General features: G+C 41.1%; 14 protein-coding genes and 1 pseudogene. 4 read left to right on the plus strand and 11 right to left on the minus strand.

The genetic code is table 11. From position 1 onward, the window contains the following. The first annotated feature begins 100 nt into the window (after positions 1-100). Genes O3611_RS05875 through O3611_RS05890 form a run of 4 tightly spaced genes read left to right on the plus strand, consistent with a single transcriptional unit; the run spans position 101 to position 2,946 of the window. Entirely contained in the window at positions 101-427 is a 327-nt protein-coding gene (locus O3611_RS05875) for a PadR family transcriptional regulator (RefSeq protein ID WP_006149048.1), read from the plus strand. Then, positions 414-1,007: a DUF1700 domain-containing protein gene (locus tag O3611_RS05880; RefSeq protein WP_371608073.1), complete on the plus strand. Its 594-nt coding sequence runs from the start codon at positions 414-416 to the stop codon at positions 1,005-1,007. Before O3611_RS05875 ends, O3611_RS05880 begins: the two co-directional genes overlap by 14 nt. After that, positions 1,000-1,947: a DUF4097 family beta strand repeat-containing protein gene (locus tag O3611_RS05885; protein ID WP_371608074.1), complete on the plus strand. Its 948-nt coding sequence runs from the start codon at positions 1,000-1,002 to the stop codon at positions 1,945-1,947. Before O3611_RS05880 ends, O3611_RS05885 begins: the two co-directional genes overlap by 8 nt. Before the next feature lie 30 nt (positions 1,948-1,977). Beyond that, entirely contained in the window at positions 1,978-2,946 is a 969-nt protein-coding gene (locus O3611_RS05890; protein WP_371608075.1) for a DUF6574 domain-containing protein, read from the plus strand. 157 nt (positions 2,947-3,103) lie between these two features. On the opposite strand, the gene O3611_RS05895 is transcribed toward O3611_RS05890, so the two are convergent. From O3611_RS05895 to O3611_RS05945, 11 genes and pseudogenes are all read right to left on the minus strand, one after another. Beyond that, positions 3,104-3,961, minus strand: a complete 858-nt coding sequence (locus O3611_RS05895; protein ID WP_371608076.1) for a DUF4299 family protein — start codon at positions 3,959-3,961, stop codon at positions 3,104-3,106. Positions 3,962-4,083: 122 nt separating this feature from the next. Continuing rightward, the gene (locus O3611_RS05900) at positions 4,084-5,070 is read right to left on the minus strand and encodes a rhodanese-related sulfurtransferase (RefSeq protein WP_371608077.1); all 987 of its coding nucleotides are present in this window, start codon (positions 5,068-5,070) and stop codon (positions 4,084-4,086) included. A 127-nt stretch (positions 5,071-5,197) separates the two neighbouring features. Continuing rightward, positions 5,198-5,795 (minus strand): annotated as a pseudogene (locus O3611_RS05905) (type II CAAX prenyl endopeptidase Rce1 family protein). Between the two features lie 156 nt (positions 5,796-5,951). Beyond that, positions 5,952-7,436 carry an ABC transporter substrate-binding protein gene (locus O3611_RS05910; RefSeq protein WP_371608078.1) on the minus strand — a complete coding sequence of 495 codons (1,485 nt, stop codon included), beginning with the start codon at positions 7,434-7,436 and terminating at the stop codon, positions 5,952-5,954. 109 nt (positions 7,437-7,545) lie between these two features. Then, a complete protein-coding gene (locus tag O3611_RS05915; protein WP_001074703.1) occupies positions 7,546-8,466 on the minus strand; it encodes a carbohydrate ABC transporter permease in 921 nt (306 codons plus the stop codon). Positions 8,467-8,479: 13 nt separating this feature from the next. Continuing rightward, complete coding sequence (locus tag O3611_RS05920) at positions 8,480-9,409, minus strand: sugar ABC transporter permease (protein ID WP_001032156.1); 930 nt, start codon at positions 9,407-9,409, stop codon at positions 8,480-8,482. A 214-nt stretch (positions 9,410-9,623) separates the two neighbouring features. Further along, the gene (locus O3611_RS05925; protein ID WP_371608079.1) at positions 9,624-10,739 is read right to left on the minus strand and encodes a DUF4767 domain-containing protein; all 1,116 of its coding nucleotides are present in this window, start codon (positions 10,737-10,739) and stop codon (positions 9,624-9,626) included. A 220-nt stretch (positions 10,740-10,959) separates the two neighbouring features. Then, entirely contained in the window at positions 10,960-12,840 is a 1,881-nt protein-coding gene (locus tag O3611_RS05930; protein WP_371608080.1) for a beta-N-acetylhexosaminidase, read from the minus strand. Beyond that, a complete protein-coding gene (locus O3611_RS05935; RefSeq protein WP_371608081.1) occupies positions 12,834-13,703 on the minus strand; it encodes an ROK family protein in 870 nt (289 codons plus the stop codon). The genes O3611_RS05930 and O3611_RS05935 overlap by 7 nt, the downstream gene beginning before the upstream one ends. A gap of 84 nt (positions 13,704-13,787) precedes the next feature. Then, entirely contained in the window at positions 13,788-16,433 is a 2,646-nt protein-coding gene (locus O3611_RS05940; RefSeq protein ID WP_371608082.1) for an alpha-mannosidase, read from the minus strand. A gap of 76 nt (positions 16,434-16,509) precedes the next feature. Beyond that, positions 16,510-17,790: a glycoside hydrolase family 125 protein gene (locus tag O3611_RS05945; protein WP_311522894.1), complete on the minus strand. Its 1,281-nt coding sequence runs from the start codon at positions 17,788-17,790 to the stop codon at positions 16,510-16,512. Positions 17,791-17,836 lie beyond the last annotated feature (46 nt).

Raw genomic sequence — 17,836 nt, forward strand, 5'->3', positions numbered from 1 at the left:
TTTTACACATATTAATTGACAGGGCTTACAAATAGATGTATGATGTATGTGTAGAATAATTATATATAAAATTTTTACATACTAAAAAAGGAGGTGCCCCATGTATTTTCCAACATCAGCGGCTTTGATTGAATTTCTCATCTTGGCCATCCTAGAACAAGGGGATTCCTATGGTTATGAGATTAGCCAAACCATTAAACTCATTGCCAAAATCAAGGAATCTACCCTCTACCCCATCTTGAAAAAACTGGATACCAACCGCTATCTGACTACATACTCTCGCGAATACCAAGGTCGGATGCGGAAGTACTACTCCTTGACAGAGATTGGGGAGGAGCAACTATTTGTACTCAGAGAAGAATGGACACTCTACACTGACACTATCAATGGCATCATAGAAGGGAGCATTCGCCATGACAAGAACTGAATATTTGAATCAGCTTGAAGCCTATCTGATGAAGCTTCCTCAATCTGATCGCATTGAAGCCATGGATTACTTCAAAGAACTCTTTGATGATGCGGGTCCAGAGGGTGAGGAGGAACTTATCGCTAGCCTGGGAAGTCCAAAAGAAGCTGCCCATGATGTCCTGACTACACTTCTTGATAAGAAAATCAACGAAGAAAATTCCAGCAAGAACGACCGCCATATTTTACGCATCGCTCTACTAGCCCTTCTTGCAGCTCCTATCGGAATTCCGGTCGGAATTGCTCTTCTCATGTCTATCATCGGGATTTTTATCGCTGCTGTCAGCGTACTTATAGCCTTCTTTGCTGTATCAGTAGCTGGACTAATCCTAGGAGGCGTTCTCCTATTTGAAAGCTTCTACGTTCTGGCTGAATCGACATCTGCTTTTGTACTAATTTTTGGTGGAGGTTTACTAGCGATCGGAGCTTCGTCTCTAGTCTTACTAGCGACTTCCTATGTAGCACGTTTCTTTGGATTACTAGTCCTTCGACTTATCCAATGGATTCTTAATAGAGGAAAGAGAGGTGAAAGATATGCGTAAATGGACAAAAGGATTTCTTATCTTTGGTGTTGTTACCAGTATCATCGGTTTTTCCATGATGATCATCGGCATCCAAACAGACGGAGTCAGAAGCCTCCTTGCAATGTCTCAAAATCCAGTATTTGAAAGTCGAATGGAAGAACTCGTTTTTGATCAAGATATCGAAAACCTTAACATCTCACTGAAAGAACATTCGCTCGTCATTACGGAGTCAAACGATGATAAGATTCACCTTCAGTATCACCCGACCATCTCTGAAAAAGAAAATCTTCAACACTCTATCAAAGAGAAAAGTCTTGAAATAACTGATACCAAATCAACTACACGTCGCTCTATAGGTTCTAGTATCGAAGGTATCCTCTTTATCGCAAGCGGAATTTCTAGCCGCAATGATGAAGTTGTTCTCTCATTACCAAGAGGAAAATACTTAAAAAATCTAACTGCCCAGGTAAACCATCGTATCCTTTCAATTGCTAATGCAAAACTCAGCAATGCCAAGATTCTGTCAAATGGCTATCTTCTTCGTATCACTGATAGCGAGATTAAAAATAGCCAACTGATCACAACTGGAATTGTCAATGTATTTGAAACCAGTCTAACAGATAGCCGCATCCAAGCAGACCATGAACATATCTCTGCTGAGGATATTCAAGTACATGGTAAGGTAGAGCTAGAGTCAGAAAAAGATATAGTCATCAAACTAGCTAAAAAAGAACTTGAGAGAATTAATGTAGAACTTTCTTCTGACCATGGTTCCATCTATCATCGTAGTCGGGAAGGATATAATCCAAACGAGGAAAACAAGGAAGATGAAGAGTTCTCTAATCCTTACAAATCAGAGAAAAAAGATACGCAAGATTTACTTGTCGCAAAAGCTGGTCAAGACATCAATCTACCAAAAGAGGATGTTCGCTCGCCTTCTTATAGACATCATGAATAAAAAGTTACTAATCAAAAGGGAGGTCTCATCATGACTCAAGAATGGTTTGAAAGTGCTGATTTCGATAAAACAGCCATCAATGATAAAAAAGAAAGTCCATCTGATCCAGTCATTTCCGAGGAAGAACTAAAAGAAAAAGAAGAGTTGCCAGTGGTTGAAGAAAGCCTTCAAGCCAACCCTGAAGAACAAGAAGCTGACCTAGAGAAAGTAGAGGCTGAACAAGAAGCTGAAGAAGAACTGGCAACAAAAACAGATAAGTCAGAAGAACCTGTTAAAGAAGTTTCTCAGACAAGCAAACCTTTAACCAGCAAATCTTTGGAAAGCCCATTTTTACCAGACTCTGCACCTACAAAAACTGCAATCTTCAAAGAAGAATTGGCTGATTTTTGGGTCTGGTTACAAGGTGCTCTTAAAGAGCCAACAGCTCGTTTTGACACAGATAAAAAAAATAGTTACACCGCCTTTGTGCTACTGACCCTCTTTTCTGCTACGAGTTTTCTCTTTACTGTTTACCACGCCAAACATAGCTACTATGGTCGCATGGCAAGCATCGATGCCAACTTCGTAGAACAATTCCCATCTCTCAATCTCTTTTCTGTCTTCTCTATTTTAGTAGCGACAAGTCTCTTCTTCTTTTCTATCCTTATGGGTGGATTCGTAGTCAAACGTTTTGTAGATCAGGACAGCGATTGGACACTGGAAAGAGCCTTTCAAGAGTACAGTAGGCTCTTCGCCCTTCCTATCCTACTCACAGGAGTCGCTAGCTTCTTTGCCTTCTTTAACGGCCTACGCTTTGCAGCTCTTCTCAGCCTCATTAGTCTAGGTATGGTCCTACTTGGCAACCTCTACATCATCTCAAGACCGAGTAAGGATAGTAAAACTGATCCTTTCTACCGTCTTCTCTTCGCAGTCCTCGTCAACGGAAGCGTCCTATTTCTCTTTTTCCTAGCAGAAATGGCACTGATTTCTGACTATCTCCGAATCCTAGCTTTTATGTAAGATAAAGGTAGCGAGATAGAAAGATATTAGCTTTAGAGGATCATTACTATAAAATTTTAGAAACAAAAAAGCGAACAAGACAGAATTCTGATAATCAGAAAACTAATCTTGTCCGCTTTTTAACTTTATATTTGGACTTTTACCCCAAATTTCTTTTTTATCTATTTACTAATGCTTCAAAATCTTCCCCTAAAACTGGTCCTACCTCTACTTGGTTGGCATCCAAATCCTGACAAAGTTCCTTTGGAAGAGCTTCTAAAAAGGCTTGATAATCCAGTCTAGCTACTGCTTCATAGTCTTCAGGCTTAGAACCGTCTCCAGAGATTTTTACCAAATCAATCTCCCAGACAAGGTCCTTACCAGCCAACTGCTCAACATAAGGCACGGGAACAACAGGACCTTTCGGCAAAATCGTCTTAACCCCCTGAGCCAGGTGATAGATGCCATGAACCTTACCCTCACTATCTGGGTAGAATTTTGCACTTGCAGGGTAGGCATCTGACTCTTGAACCTTTTTGACTAATGCTTCAAAACGTGCTACTCCATCTTCTTCCAAGAAGCTTTCTAAATCCTTCTTATCAAAGTAAATAGTTGATAGAATTCCTTGGCAGAAGGCCAAATGAGCATCCTTATCAGCTAGATAGTTTTTAACAGTTTCTTGGAAATAGTTTTCCAAGTCAAAGTCTGCCAAGCCTTCAACTGCTTCACCAACCTTGCTAGACAAGGCTTGCAAGAGAGACTCGACAATTTCCCAATCCGCTCTTGTAATCAAGTCAGGAATGATTACTTGGTAGCCTTTTTGAGCATCTGCATATCGAACTTTAAAGAGAAATTGAGACTGTCCTACGATGCCGCACTCGATATACTCAAGACGATTGAGGGGTTGACGGAGGTAAACAGCATCATAACTATGCGACTCTAAGCCTTCTACTAAACCTAAAATTGATTTGGCTGTAAGAATCTCCTGTTGTCCTAAAATACTTTGTTTATTTGGAATAAAAAATGTTTTCACCATAAATGGTCTCCTTTGAAATCGTTTACATATAGTATACACCATTTTCCTGAAAGATGCAGAAACAAATTTAAGATTTTTTGGTCAAAAGCATAGAAAAACAGCCCGTCAGGACTGTCCTACTTTTATACAACTTCAGAATGATCCAAGTTCTCACCAATCGCTGCTAAACGCTCGATGACTTGATCTTGTGTCAATTCATGCTCTAAAACATAACGATTGCGTGGATGAACACGGCACTCGTGTGAGCAGCCACGGAGATATTTATCTTCGTTGTCTTCTGATGCCAAGATACGACGGTTACAGAATTGATTTCCACAGTTGACATAGCGTTCACATGGTGTTCCATCAAACCAATCTTTCCCTACAATGGTTGGATTGACATGGTTGACATCGACTGCAATACGCTCGTCAAAGACATACATTTTCCCATCCCAAAGTTCCCCTTGAACTTCTGGATCTTTCCCGTAAGTCGCAATTCCTCCATGCAATTGACCGACATCTTTGTAGCCTTCACGGACCATCCAACCTGAGAATTTCTCACAGCGGACTCCACCTGTACAGTAAACTACGACACGCTTGTCCATGAATTTTTCCTTGTTATCACGAACCCATTGTGGTAATTCACGGAAGTTGCGGATGTCTGGACGGATAGCCCCACGGAAGTGTCCAAGGTCGTACTCATAGTCATTACGAGTATCAAGGACAACTGTATCTTCGTCTAGGAGGGCTTCTTTGAATTCTTTTGGAGACAAGTAAGCACCTGTTGTTTCAAGTGGGTCGATGTCGTTGTCAAAGTTATCATCCTCTAAGCCAAGGTGGACAATCTCTTTCTTGTAGCGAACAAACATCTTCTTGAAGGCTTGCTCACTTTCTTCGTCAATCTTGAACCAGAGGTCTTCCATACCTGGAAGGCTGTGAACATAGTCCATGTATTTTTGGGTTGTTTCGTAGTCACCAGAAACGGTTCCGTTAATCCCTTCGTCAGCGACTAGGATACGACCTTTGAGGCCGATTGACTTACAGAAAGCCAAGTGGTCTGCAGCAAATTGTTCTGCGTTCTCGATTGGGACATATTTATAGTAAAGTAAAACTCGAATATCTTTTGACATAAGATTGATTCTCTTTTCTAAGATTAAATTATCAGAATTTTTCATTCAACTATACCAGTATACTCCCTCAAGAAAGCGAATGCAATTTATTTGACCGAAAAATGAAAACAAGACCTGAAAACAGGTCTTAGCTGAATATTCGATGAAGAAAGGTTACCAAAAATGGTAAGGTTGCGACAATATTATTGATAACATGAACGATATAACCAGGATAGATACTCTTTGTATAGCGAGTTAAACCCGCACAAAACACTCCAAATGACGAAAAAACAAGAATATCTAGGAAATTGGGAAAGCTTGAAAAGTGAGGAAGAGCAAATAAAACCGAAGGAAGAATCAGGTCAAGTAGAGACCCAACTCAGCAAAATTTGTCCCGCTATAGCCAATCAACACAGCCCAACCTTCAGAAGTTGATTGTACATGTCTAGCTGTTTGGAAATTAAAAGTTATAAGGAGTACAGCTACAAGAACTGTTAGTAGTCCATACCACAACCATTTTTCTTAGGAATGACAAAAAGATAACCATGGCCTGTCTTGATTAAAATCCCTATCATGATGCTAATAAAGACAAGACTGATAAGGTTTCGGATCCAGAAAAAATTGCCAATCTGAGAAGAAAATTTCCAATAGTTTTGGATAACAAGAGTCAACTGAGAAAGCCCATATACGAAAAATAAGTAGGATAAGATTGCACTGATTTTGAAAAGAGGATAGTATTTTTTCATATGTCTATAACCAATGTTAACTGTTAGAGCAAAACTCTGAACAAAATGCAGATAATTATATGCATTTATTATAAAAAGAATCACCACCTCATCCGGAAAAACCAGATAAGGCAGTGATCGCTCTTTTTAGGAATGAATACACGAAATCAATTATTCTTATGATTTTTTGCTTTTCAAGAATTCGTCGTATTGTTTTTGCATTTCATCCAATACTTTTTGGTAAGCACCTTCAGATTTAAGTTTTTCCATCAATTCTGGAATAGCTTTTTCTGGGTCTACAGTACCAGTGTTGATAGCTGTATCGAATTGTTGCATAGTGTTAGTGATAGCTGAGATTTCAGATTTCACGTTGTCAGTGTTAAAGATGAATCCAAGCGCTGGAGATTCTTTTGCAGTTTCCAAGTCTTTCTTAGATTGTGCAATTTGCTCATCTGTAACGTTTTCGTTGATGTAAAGGATCCAGTTGTTACCAGTGTTCCATCCTGACATGTGAGTGTTTCCTTTGTATCCATCAAGGACTTTAACACGGTTTTCTTTACCTGCAACTTTTTCCCAGTTCTTGCCTTCTGGTCCATAAACAAGTCCGTTCAAGAGTTCTGGGTTAGTGTTCAAAAGGTTCAACACTTCCATTGCTTTTTCTTTGTTCTTAGAGTTGTTTGAGATTACAAAGTTTGCAACTTGAGTTGTTTGGTTTTTCTTGATGAAGTTAGTAAATGGTTTGATTTGGATGTCTCTGTTAGCAACACGAGAAAGCAAGCTGCTACCGTAGTCAGCTGGTCCTACTGTTTCTTCGCGAACAAGCCAAGTATCTTGAGTAAGGTCATATGAAGTTTCGCTTGTTGCTACGTCTTTTGGAATGTATCCTGCTTCATAGAATTTGTGAAGAGTCTTCAAGTGTTCTACGAAACGAGGAACTTCGTAACGGTTTACGATCTTAGTAGTGTCACCTTCAAGGTCGATGACAAATGGAAGTCCGTTTGCAACTGGGTAGTCAAAGTTTTCTGATGGGATAAAGTTTTTACCAACAGCGAATGGCATTACATCTGGAGCTTTTTCTTTGATTTGTTTCAATACTGGTTCAAGTGTTTCATATGAAGTTACACCTGAGATATCGATTCCATATTTCTCAAGAAGTGGGCCGTTGAAGGCAAAGTTTTGTGAAGATGCAACGTTGGCTGCAACTGGAACTGCATAGATCTTACCGTTTACAGTGTTACCTTTGATGTAAGCTGGGTCAAGTGCTTTGTAAAGGTCAGCTCCTTCTTTCTTGTACAATTCTGTCAAGTCAGCATAAGCACCTTTTTGAGCATTTACAACATAGTTAGATGCAAAGGCGATATCATAGTTTTCACCAGATGATGTGATAACTGACATTTTCTTATCATAGTCACCCCATCCAAGATATTGGATATCCAATTTAGCACCAACTTTTTCTCCGATAATTTTGTTTGCATTTTCTAGCAATTCATCCAAGTTATCTGGTTTGTCACCGATTTGGTACAATTTGATAACAGGTTTGTCACCTGAAGCAGAGTCAGCAGCTTTTTGGTTGTTTCCTTTAAGGTTTCCACAAGCTGCAAGGCTAGCAGCTAAAGCGACAAGGCTAGCAGATGCAAACGCATATTTTTTCCAGTTTTTCATTATAAAAACTCCTTTTTTTATTTTTAAAGTTATTAACAAAATTAAATTGTTGATTTTCCTTTGTCAGAAAAATCAGAGTTAGAGAAGAAACAATGTTTCTTAGACTTCCTTACTCTTTAACACCACCGATAGTCAAACCTTTTACAAAGTAACGTTGGAAGAATGGGTAGAGGATCGCAATTGGAACAGTCGCAACAACGACCATGGCCATACGACCTGTTTCTTTTGGTAGGGCAACTGCAAGCTGTCCTGACATACCAACTGACTTAGCAATGTAATCCATGTTGTTTTGAATTTGCATGAGCAAATATTGCAATGGATACAAGTTATCACTCTTGATGTAAAGAAGGGCGTTAAACCAGTCATTCCAGAATCCAAGCGCTGTCAATAGTGTAATCGTTGCGATACCTGGTAGTGACAGTGGCAAACAGATTTGGAAGAAGATACGAGCTTCACTAGCTCCATCGATACGAGCTGATTCGAGGATTGCTTCTGGGATGGTTTTCTTGAAGAAGGAACGCATCAACATGATATTAAATGGTGATAGAAGCATTGGAACAATCAAGGCCCAAATAGTATCACCAAGGTGAAGCAATTGAGTCACCACGATATAGCCTGGTACCAAACCAGCATTGAACAACATACTAAGAAGAGCGAAGATTGTAAAGAATTTACGATACTTAAATGTTGAACGTGAGATGGCGTAAGCGTAAGTTGTCGTGATGAAGACGTTTGTCAATGTACCGACAACTGTCACAAATACTGAGATAAAGAGCGCTTGTAAAATCTTATCTTTGAACTGAGCCAAAAACTCAAAACCATCTAATCCAAATTGTGATGGGAAGAAGCTATATCCATATTGAACGATACTCTTCTCATCTGTAATTGAGATAATGATGACAAAGATGAAAGGCAAGATACAAGAGAAGGCCAGCAAACCAGAAATGATACTAAAGAAGATATCTGCTTTTTTGCTGAAGGAGTGTATGCCAACATTATCAATTTTTTCTTTTTGAATTTTTTTTGCCATATGCTCCTCCTTTCTAGAATAGTGCTGAGTTAGGATCAACACGTCTTGCAAGTAAGTTTGATAGAATAACGAGAATCAAACCGACGACTGACTGATAGAGACCGGCTGCTGATGCCATACCGATATCTGCTGTTTGGGTCAATCCGTTAAAGACATAAACGTCCAATACGTTTGTTACGCTATAGAGCTGACCAGCGTTGTGAGGGATTTGGTAGAAAAGACCGAAGTCTGCACGGAAGATGTTTCCGACTGCAAGGATGGTCAATACTGTCACAAGTGGTGTCAACTGAGGGATGGTTACGTTACGGATACGTTGCCATTTGCTAGCGCCATCCACTGTCGCTGCTTCGTAGTAAGTTGGGTCAATACCCATGATTGTAGCGTAGTACATAACACTACTGTATCCGAAGCCTTTCCAGATACCTAGGAAAAGGAGGAGGTAAGGCCAGATACTGATGTCTGCGTAGAAGTTAATCCCTTTCATTCCGAGAGCTTCTAAGGTGTGATTGATAAGCCCTTTATCGATATTTAGGAAAGCATCTGTAAAGAAACTGATGATAACCCAAGATAGGAAGTACGGGAATAACATAGAAGTTTGGTAGATTTTAACCATTTGCTTAGAGCGAAGTTCACTAAGGATAATGGCAATCCCAACCGATACGATCAAACCGATAAAGATAAATCCAAGGTTGTAAAGGACAGTGTTTCGAGTGATGACAAAGGCATCTTTTGAACTAAATAAGAATCTGAAGTTATCTAGTCCAACCCATTTACTATTTATAATACTGTGAACGAATCCTTCACCAGTCATATGGTAGTCTTTGAAGGCAACCACATTTCCAAATACTGGGATGTAGAAGAATAAGATCAACCAAAGTGTCCCTGGTAAAACCATTAAGAGAAATATCCAATTATCTCTCAAAGTTTTTGAAAACTTGTTCATAATTTCCTCCCTTTTTATTTTTCTAAAACTTGATAATCTCACAATTTTTAGACTTGATAACGTTTACAAAAATAGTATACTCCTATTTTAAGGATAGTTTAAACTACTAATTATAGAAAAAACTCCACAAATTATTTTATGTGGAGAACTTTTTTATATAAGAAGGATGTTTCACGAGAAACGTCTTGCTTGCAAGAGGTGTTGCCCATATTTGTTACTTGAAAACTTGTTCTAATATCGGTTGGTGAAATTCAACAAAATGAACCTGGGCATCTATAATAGCACCTGCTTCGTTTTTATAAATCTCTGGTTGCCCCTCAGTATGTAAAATAGTAGGGCGACCATCCATGTAGCCAAAAAGAATCACTTCTGTCCCTGCTTCATTCACATAACAGGCCAAGATTTCAAAGCGTTTTTCTCCAAGACCAGCAGTATAGCCATGCCATTTAAAAGTATATTTAACTCCATCGACTTGTCCAAATTGCATCATCTGATCCGGAACTGCAAGCCCATAATAGCGACCATATGTTGCTAGGCTAGCCGACTTATATCTTTCACCACTACTATCCGAGTAGGATTCCATGGCTAGTTTTATCTTGTCTGCTAGAGCACTATAGTCTGTATCTGGCTCATTCTCTCTAGTGACACTCGTTTTTAATAGAAACTCCTTAAAGCCTTGTGCTAAATCTGTGTTTTCAGTCTCTTCAAAGTTTGCAGCACTGACAGTTTCTAACGTCTTATCGGCATGTAAGACCTGTGCTTGCCCATCTTTCAGTGTAAATAAGTAGAAATGTTTGTCCTGATTGTCATAGTAGGCATCCAAAACCAAGTAATCATAGGCATTGTCACTGGACACCCCGAAAATATTCCATCTGACTTTTTTCTGAGAAACAGTTGTTGTTTCTAATTTTTCAATGAGTTCATTTTTTTCATCAAAATTTCTATGCTCTAGTCTATGATAGGACTGCCCCATAGAAGAAGCCCAGCTTGCAAACTCTTCCTGCCACTTTTCGGTATTGTATTGGATTAGCTTCTGAAAATCCGAGTAGTTCTTCATAATCAAGGCTTGACCAGTCGGATTAGATAGTTGAAGTTCTTCCATGGCTACAAGAGTAGCAGCCATAGGTGATTGAACAGTTGCATCCTTGGATTCTTTTTCGTGCGCAAGAGCCTTTTGATAGGAATCCGCTAGGTAGTGAAAATAGTTGGTTACTTCCTTGGTTTGTTGCTCCCTCGGTGTCGATGGACTAGTTGTGTTATCTTCTGTCGCCTTGTGGCAAGCAGATAAAACTAGCACACTCGCACCTAGGACTAGTAGTAGCTTTTTCATAGTCAAACCTCCAAACTATCCTTATACTCAATGAAAATCAAAGAGCAAACTAGGAAGCGAGCCGCAGGCTGTACTTGAGTACGGCAAGGCGAAGCTGACGTGGTTTGAATTTGATTTTAGAAGAGTATTATACCTTCATTATACTCCTTCCCAACCTCCAAATCAAAAAAACATCTCCATGTATTAAAAAGGAGATGTTTTAACTATTTGTGATAAATTTCTAGGTCGTATAAATAGTCGAAGCTGTCGCAATAGTATGCCATTGGTTGGCTGTTGTAGCTGCGAAGTCCTTATCTGCGTAGAAGTCAGTAAATGGAAGAATCTCTACTTCCAGCTCGTCGATGCGGTCAATTTGACCAGCCAAATAAGCCTCGATACGGCTTTCTGCTCGCTTGATTCGTTGCAAGAGCCCACCCATACGGATATCTACCGTATCCAAACCAAAGACCTTGTTTTCTTTCAACCATTGCTGGCTAAAGAGCTTGTGGAAGGTTTCAATCTGGCTTCTGAGTTTTGGCAATTCTTCTCTGGCGATTTGTTTCAAGCTGTCTTTATCATCTGCTTGATAGGCTTTACGAATGCGTCGTCCTACATCAACCTTGCTACTTAAAATAACATTCAACTGGGCCTGAGTTTCGAAAAGATAAGCATAGGCGCCAGCTTTTTCTTTAATGTCAGAAAGAGTCTCAGCTGCTTGGGCAAAGTGAGGCTTGTCCTGTTCAGGAGTCATGTGCTTGTCAAGAATTGGGCAAAGAACATCCTGATAAAAGACGTAGCGGTTGGGGTTAATCCCACTCAGATTTCCTGGTAGGTCTGGCAAAAGATTGGCCAAATCAAGCTGCATAAAGTCCTCAACCGATAGACCTGTATTAGTCTTGAAATGAGCAGACAAGCGCTCTAAATCATTTCGGTAGCTGAGTTCTGCCCAAATTTGCAAACTTGGTAAGATAGAGAATTGAGCTGTTTCACCACCATTGTCCCCCCAACCAGTCACAATGATTTCCTTAATCTGATTTGCACGGCAGGCTTTGTTTGCTTCGATAGCGATGAGACGACTGAAATGGTTGTGTGGTGTGAAACCAATCCACTTCCAAGCACCACCTGCAAAGGCAATATCCTGGCTAATCTTGTGGTGGTTACCGAAGTTACGATTGTATTTTTCTTCGCTATCCTGATAATAATCCCAGTAAACCAAGGTCACACGGTCTTTAAGGCGGTCAAGAAAAACTCGTGTTTCCTCTGGAATTTCCACATCACGGTCGTACTGGCCATCTGCTGACATGAGTTTGAAGAACATATCGCTCCACATCTGGCAGTGGAAACCATACTTGTCTGCAATATCCAGCACGCGCTCCAAATGTTGGCACATGAGGAGGCTACGGTCCACAACACCGTTTAAGATGAGATAGCGTCCCAAACCAACCAAGTGGGCTTCGTCCATGCCGATATTGACCTTGCGTGTTTGTAGTTTAGACAAAGTAGCAAACATGCCGTCGATTAGGTCGTAAACTTTTTCTTCGCCGATGAGGAGAATGTCCTCTACATCACGAAGTTGCTGGACTTCTTTAACACCCCATTTAACAAAGGCTGATAAGTGAGCCAAGGTCTGAATACAAGGAACAAAAGTCATATCAAACTGCTGGGCATAAGCTTCGATTTCCTGTAACTCTTCAGCTGAATAAGCCCCTCGGAAATAACCAAAATAAGGTTGCCCTTCAATCTGATAGGTATCTTCCATGTAGAGCTCAAAAGTTGAATAACCCATGAGAGCTAAGACTTCAATCATCTGCTTGGCAGATGCAACATTTAGAACCGCATTACGGGAACAATCCGCCATGTAGGCTAAATCTTCATAAGTTGCCTGCTCCTCAATATCCACCTTATCACCTTCTTCTAAAGCTGTTGCTAGCACAGACAAGGCACGATAGAGTTGATGAGGTTTGCGATAAGTCAATTGATATTCTCCGCCCTCACCCTTGATAGAGATAGAAGCTTGGTCAGACTGAGCGACTGCCACTTCTACGTCTGGTAGGGAAATGTGATTTTGAAGCAACTCTAAAGCTTGAGCTTGTTTACTGCTAATTCCGGTAAAAATTACCATTGGTTTTCCTCCTGTAACCAGTTGACAAGGGCACCGTAGAGATTGGCATCTGCGTGATAGGTGCAGGCTTGGATGACTGGTGCAATTGTATATTCTTCATATCTCTCCACAAAGGAGTCTACTGCTTTTTGCACACCCTTGATAAAATCAGGGTTCTGACTGATAGAGCCACCTAGGCTAATCACATCTGGATCGATGAGATACTGGATATTGAGAAGCCCTTGGGCTAGGTTTCGATTCATACGCTCAATGGCTTCTTGGCAGAGGGCGTTTCCTGCCGCAGCCTCTTGGTAAATCTTACGGCCATCCCAGTCTGACTGACCTGATTTTTCAATGACGTAACGAACCATGTTTCCTGTAGAAGCTAGTAGCGACCAGTTGTTGAGCTTTTCTGCAGGCTCGATAGTTGTCATGTAGCCAAACTCACCACCCAAACCATGACGTCCTCGGTGAAGCTTACCATTGATAATCATAGCCCCACCGATTCCTGTACCAATCACGACACAGGCTGCATTTTCAATCTCAGGATGAGCCAGCAGTTCACTGAGTCCAACACAGTTGGCATCATTTTCTAGGTGGATAGGTAGCTGGTGATGGGCAAGGGCCTCATACCAAGAAAAACCATGGATGTAAGGAATGGCACTAATCCCCTCAATCACACCTGTTTCCTGATTAACTGCACCTGGCACACTCATGGCAATTCCACGATAGTTCTGTTCTGACAACCGTTGATCCAGCCAAGCCAACAAATCTTCTAGAGTTTCTGGAGTTGGGGTGCTGGCCTTATCTAAAATTTTTCCATCAGGAGTGAGACTAGCAAACTTAATCCCAGTCCCTCCGATATCAATCGTTGCAATGGTCATTGCTTTTACCTGTAAAAAGGAGCGAATCAGCAGTCTGTTCTTACTTTTTCGCTCCTCCTTTCTTTTTATGTTATCTTTTTGAAATTAAATTTCTTCTTTTTTGATCAATTCTGTACGAATCTCTTGCGGTGCAATGAGACCTCTATGAACTGGGTATGGTCGTTCAAGTAGGTCAAGGAAGAGATGTTGACTTTCAGGTACACGTACATTTTCATTACTCATATTGTAGTAACGAAGAACGTATCCTTCTTCATTTTCAGCAACTTTAAAGGCTGTTGGGCAGACTTGTGGCAAGTTCAGTGCTGCATGGTTGAAGAGACTACCTGTTGCAGCAACGCTACCTTCTTGTTTTGCAACTTGAAGAGCTGTAAATGGCACCTGGAAGGCTTTTGCACGACGGAAGGCCGAGAAGCGTTCCCCTGCTTGATGGCATTCTACTGCAAACTCAACTTCAATATCACGCAAGCACTGGGCTTCTGGTGTTGGGAAGTAGCCCCAGTCACCTAGCTCACCTGAAGCACGGAGAAGTGTTACAGCCATGGTATCGTCCTCAAGGATTTCGTATTCGTGCAATCCTTTATTGGCTACTGTCACCCCTTTAACATCATCATACAAGCTGACAAAGGCTTGTTGGTGTTGTGGATTTTCAGGATTTTCCCAAGAAGCTGCTGGTTTATTTGGTCTTGTTACAACTTCATAGATGCTTTCAGAATCGTTACTTGGGCGTGTGTTATGAGTTTTGACCAAGAGGCGGATGCGGTGGTCTTTAGCAGTGTTGGTAAAGCGAGTCTTGAAGCGAATCTGTGGATTGTCCACAAAGACAGTCATTTCTGTTTCAAGAGGAATGGTTATCAACTCTTCTGAACGACCTGCATCTCGTTTCATGAACTCGATGATACCTCTTTGCTCTGCATCCAATTTGTCATCTGCGCTGACTGGGATAGTCAAGTCATGTTTGAGCAAGACCTTAGCATAGCGAGCATTATTTTCTAAGACTTCATAGCCTTTCAGTTGAGCGTAGATTGGCTCAGTTCCTTTTGGCTGGAAGTAAATGTACTCGTTACCAATATCACCACGGTCCTCAAATTGGATGAAATCTTCGTAGGCTTCGTTAGTAGTCTTGTCGTAGACTGTAATTCCTTCGTCTACACTCACTGTTACGAATGGTGTATCAATGACTCCATTTTGGTAAATACCATCACGGTATTCTACTTGACCTTCAACCAATTGGAAGCTTGCCCAAGAAAGCGGAGCAAGGTGAACTGGGATTGTCACGCGCACTTGACGTGCAATATAAGGTTGACGGAATTTATCCTTGGGTAAGGTATAACCAAAACCTGCCCCCAAGTCTTCAATCTTCGCTTCAATGACATGACCATCCAAATCTTGAACATGGTAATCTGGCAAACTCAAAGCCGCCATTTTCTTGAAGCCTTCTGTCGGGTGCAATTCCTTGAAATCACAAGTGGCTACATCTACCACAACACTGGCAGTATCAACCTTGTCATGTAATCCAGTGTTGATGACTGTAAAGAGGTGGTCGCTTTGTGCTTCCTGAGTTGCTATTTTATGTTTCCACTCATTGAGAAGGTTGGTCTTGACAAAGTTTCCAACTTGGTTGACCTTGGCAAAACGAGTTTCCATTTCACGGTGAACTTCGTCAATACTACATCCACAGATACTATCATGTGGTGCATTTTGCAAAAGCACTTTCCAAGCATAGGTTAATTGATCCTTGTGGTTGTGTCCACCCGTGATGATGGTCAATGGTTCCACGACCTGCTCTAACAGGTTGCTGTTTTCTTGGAAGGCTTGTTTGAGATAAACGCGTGAAGAAGAGGTGTTAGCAAGGGTGTACCAACCATCCGTTTCCTGGCTAGTCAACTCACCTGTAACTGTTGATAGGTGTTCAGGAAGTGCACTTTCCACTGCTTGAACGTATTCATCAAAGGAGCTGTGAACAAAGGTCACATCAGGGAAAAGTTCGTTTGCCACACGAATGGCTTCACTCAAGTTTCGTTGAACTGGTTGGTGGTCACAACCGTTCATCATCAACCATTGGTTGGTCGATGCATAATCACGGACGTCTGCCAATTTTTGTTTCCAGAAGGTCAAGGCTTCATCTTTATCAACTGGAATTTCATTCCCGTTACTGTACCAGTTAGCAAAGAGAATCCCAAGCACACGGCTACCATCAGCTCCCTGCCAGTACATCTCAGAGAATTGAGAGGTGAATTGCTCGTCTTCGAGGACTTGGTTGTCAAAGCCGATCGGTTTGACACCACGACCAAAGGCTGCTACGTGAATACCTGATTTTTGAAGGATTTGAGGAGCTTGCCCCATATTCCCAAAGGTATCTGGGAAGTAACCAATCTGCGTAGATTTGCCCCATTTTGCACATTCAGCTTGACCAATCAAGGTATTGCGGACATTGGCTTCACTGGAGATCAAGTAATCATCCTGCAAGATGTAGAAAGGTCCAATCTTGAGTTTCCCTTCATCGATATAACGCTGAACCTTGTCACGGTTTTCGGGACGAATTTCTAAATAGTCATCGAGGACGATGGTTTGTCCATCCAGGTGGAAACTCTTGAACTCAGGGTCATTTTCAAAAAGATCAAACAGATTGTCAAAAAGTTCCACCAATTGCATACGGTGACTTTCAAACGGTAAATACCACTCACGATCCCAATGGCTGTGAGAGATGATATGTACAACAACATTTTCCATGAGTAAAACCTCATTCTAACTTAAATTTAAAAATATATTTGTGATTCTTGATAATAATCTGTCGAACGACAGCTCATTAGCGGATATCCAAGTAATCCAAGACCAATTCGCAGAACATCATGTTGGCCCATGAGAACCATTCACGAGAGTAGAGAGTCGGATCGTCTACGTGGAAGCTTTCGTGCATGACACCTGTTCCACCATCGCAGGCAACTAGTTGGTCTAGCAAGTATTTTTTCTCTGCTTTATCTGTAGCAGTTAAGCCTTGGATAGATAGAGCAATCGGCCAGATATAGCGGTAGAAGGTATGAGAACTTCCGAGCCCACTAGCGTATTCTCCTTGGTAGAAGTAAGGATTTTCAGGGCTCAGAATAGTGCGACGAGTTGCTTGATACACTTCGTCATTGACATCACAGTAACCAAGATATGGAGCAGCCAACAAACTTGGCACGTTAGGATCGTCCATGATACTAGCATTTCCTAAACCATCTACCTCAAAGGCATAAATCTTCTCACCCTTGCTGTTAGTGGTGTAGGCGTAGTTTTCGATCCCTTCTTGAATCTCAGTTTGGAGGCGTTTGGCATCAGCAATAATACTTTCACTATAAGCTAGATTCAATGTTGCAAAGATTTCCTGGACATAACCTAAGACAACCACTGCAAACATATTTGATGGAATCAAGTAGCTATACTGACAGCAGTCATCACTTGGACGAAAGGATGACCAGGTCATCCCTGTCACAGCAAAGTCTGGCCCAAAGCCGTCATTTACCAAGGTATCCTCCTTGCGATCAGTATCACGGACAAAGCGATAAGGAGAGTTCTTGTGGTCTTGTTCTACCGTCCACAGATGAAGAATTTCCTTAGTAGCTGTGACAAAGGTTTCATCAAATTGGCTAGTCTCACCAGTTTCTTTCCACAGAAGATATGCTAACTGCAAGGGGTAGCAAAGCGAATCCACTTCATATTTGCGCTCCCAAATCCAGCCATTGAGGTCTGTATGATCTGTCTCGTGGTGACCCTTCCAGTTCTCTTCAATGTTGAAGGAGTTGGCATAGGGATCTTTGAGAATCAAAGTCATCTGACGTTTGACCAACCCAGCAATGGTTTGACGTAAACGAGGATCTCTTTTAGCCACATGGAGGTAAGGTCTCAGCTGAGCAGTTGAGTCACGAAGCCACATGGCTGGAATATCTCCTGTCAGTACAAAAGTTGAGCCGTCTTCTAAGATCTCAACTGTATTGTCTAAAGTGTCTGTGTAGCAACGTTCAAAGACATCTACCCATTCAGGATGATCTTTAGCACGCTCTGCCACCTCATCTAGCCACTCTCTGACAATTTCTTTTGAATATACCATAAACTATTTTGCCTCTTTCAAACAAATTTTCATTTTCAGTATATAG

This window comes from Streptococcus sp. 27098_8_91 (genome assembly GCF_041432385.1).
Lineage (GTDB): Bacteria > Bacillota > Bacilli > Lactobacillales > Streptococcaceae > Streptococcus.

Bases quoted from the DNA above. Each gene is read 5' to 3' on its own strand.
- O3611_RS05880 (WP_371608073.1), top strand. From the start codon at position 414: ATGACAAGAACTGAATATTTGAATCAGCTTGAAGCCTATCTGATGAAG.
- O3611_RS05935 (WP_371608081.1), bottom strand. From the start codon at position 13,703: ATGACCATTGCAACGATTGATATCGGAGGGACTGGGATTAAGTTTGCT.
- O3611_RS05920 (WP_001032156.1), bottom strand. From the start codon at position 9,409: ATGAACAAGTTTTCAAAAACTTTGAGAGATAATTGGATATTTCTCTTA.
- O3611_RS05940 (WP_371608082.1), bottom strand. From the start codon at position 16,433: ATGGAAAATGTTGTTGTACATATCATCTCTCACAGCCATTGGGATCGT.
- O3611_RS05890 (WP_371608075.1), top strand. From the start codon at position 1,978: ATGACTCAAGAATGGTTTGAAAGTGCTGATTTCGATAAAACAGCCATC.
- O3611_RS05910 (WP_371608078.1), bottom strand. From the start codon at position 7,436: ATGAAAAACTGGAAAAAATATGCGTTTGCATCTGCTAGCCTTGTCGCT.
- O3611_RS05915 (WP_001074703.1), bottom strand. From the start codon at position 8,466: ATGGCAAAAAAAATTCAAAAAGAAAAAATTGATAATGTTGGCATACAC.
- O3611_RS05930 (WP_371608080.1), bottom strand. From the start codon at position 12,840: ATGGTAATTTTTACCGGAATTAGCAGTAAACAAGCTCAAGCTTTAGAG.
- O3611_RS05895 (WP_371608076.1), bottom strand. From the start codon at position 3,961: ATGGTGAAAACATTTTTTATTCCAAATAAACAAAGTATTTTAGGACAA.
- O3611_RS05885 (WP_371608074.1), top strand. From the start codon at position 1,000: ATGCGTAAATGGACAAAAGGATTTCTTATCTTTGGTGTTGTTACCAGT.
- O3611_RS05875 (WP_006149048.1), top strand. From the start codon at position 101: ATGTATTTTCCAACATCAGCGGCTTTGATTGAATTTCTCATCTTGGCC.
- O3611_RS05925 (WP_371608079.1), bottom strand. From the start codon at position 10,739: ATGAAAAAGCTACTACTAGTCCTAGGTGCGAGTGTGCTAGTTTTATCT.
- O3611_RS05945 (WP_311522894.1), bottom strand. From the start codon at position 17,790: ATGGTATATTCAAAAGAAATTGTCAGAGAGTGGCTAGATGAGGTGGCA.
- O3611_RS05900 (WP_371608077.1), bottom strand. From the start codon at position 5,070: ATGTCAAAAGATATTCGAGTTTTACTTTACTATAAATATGTCCCAATC.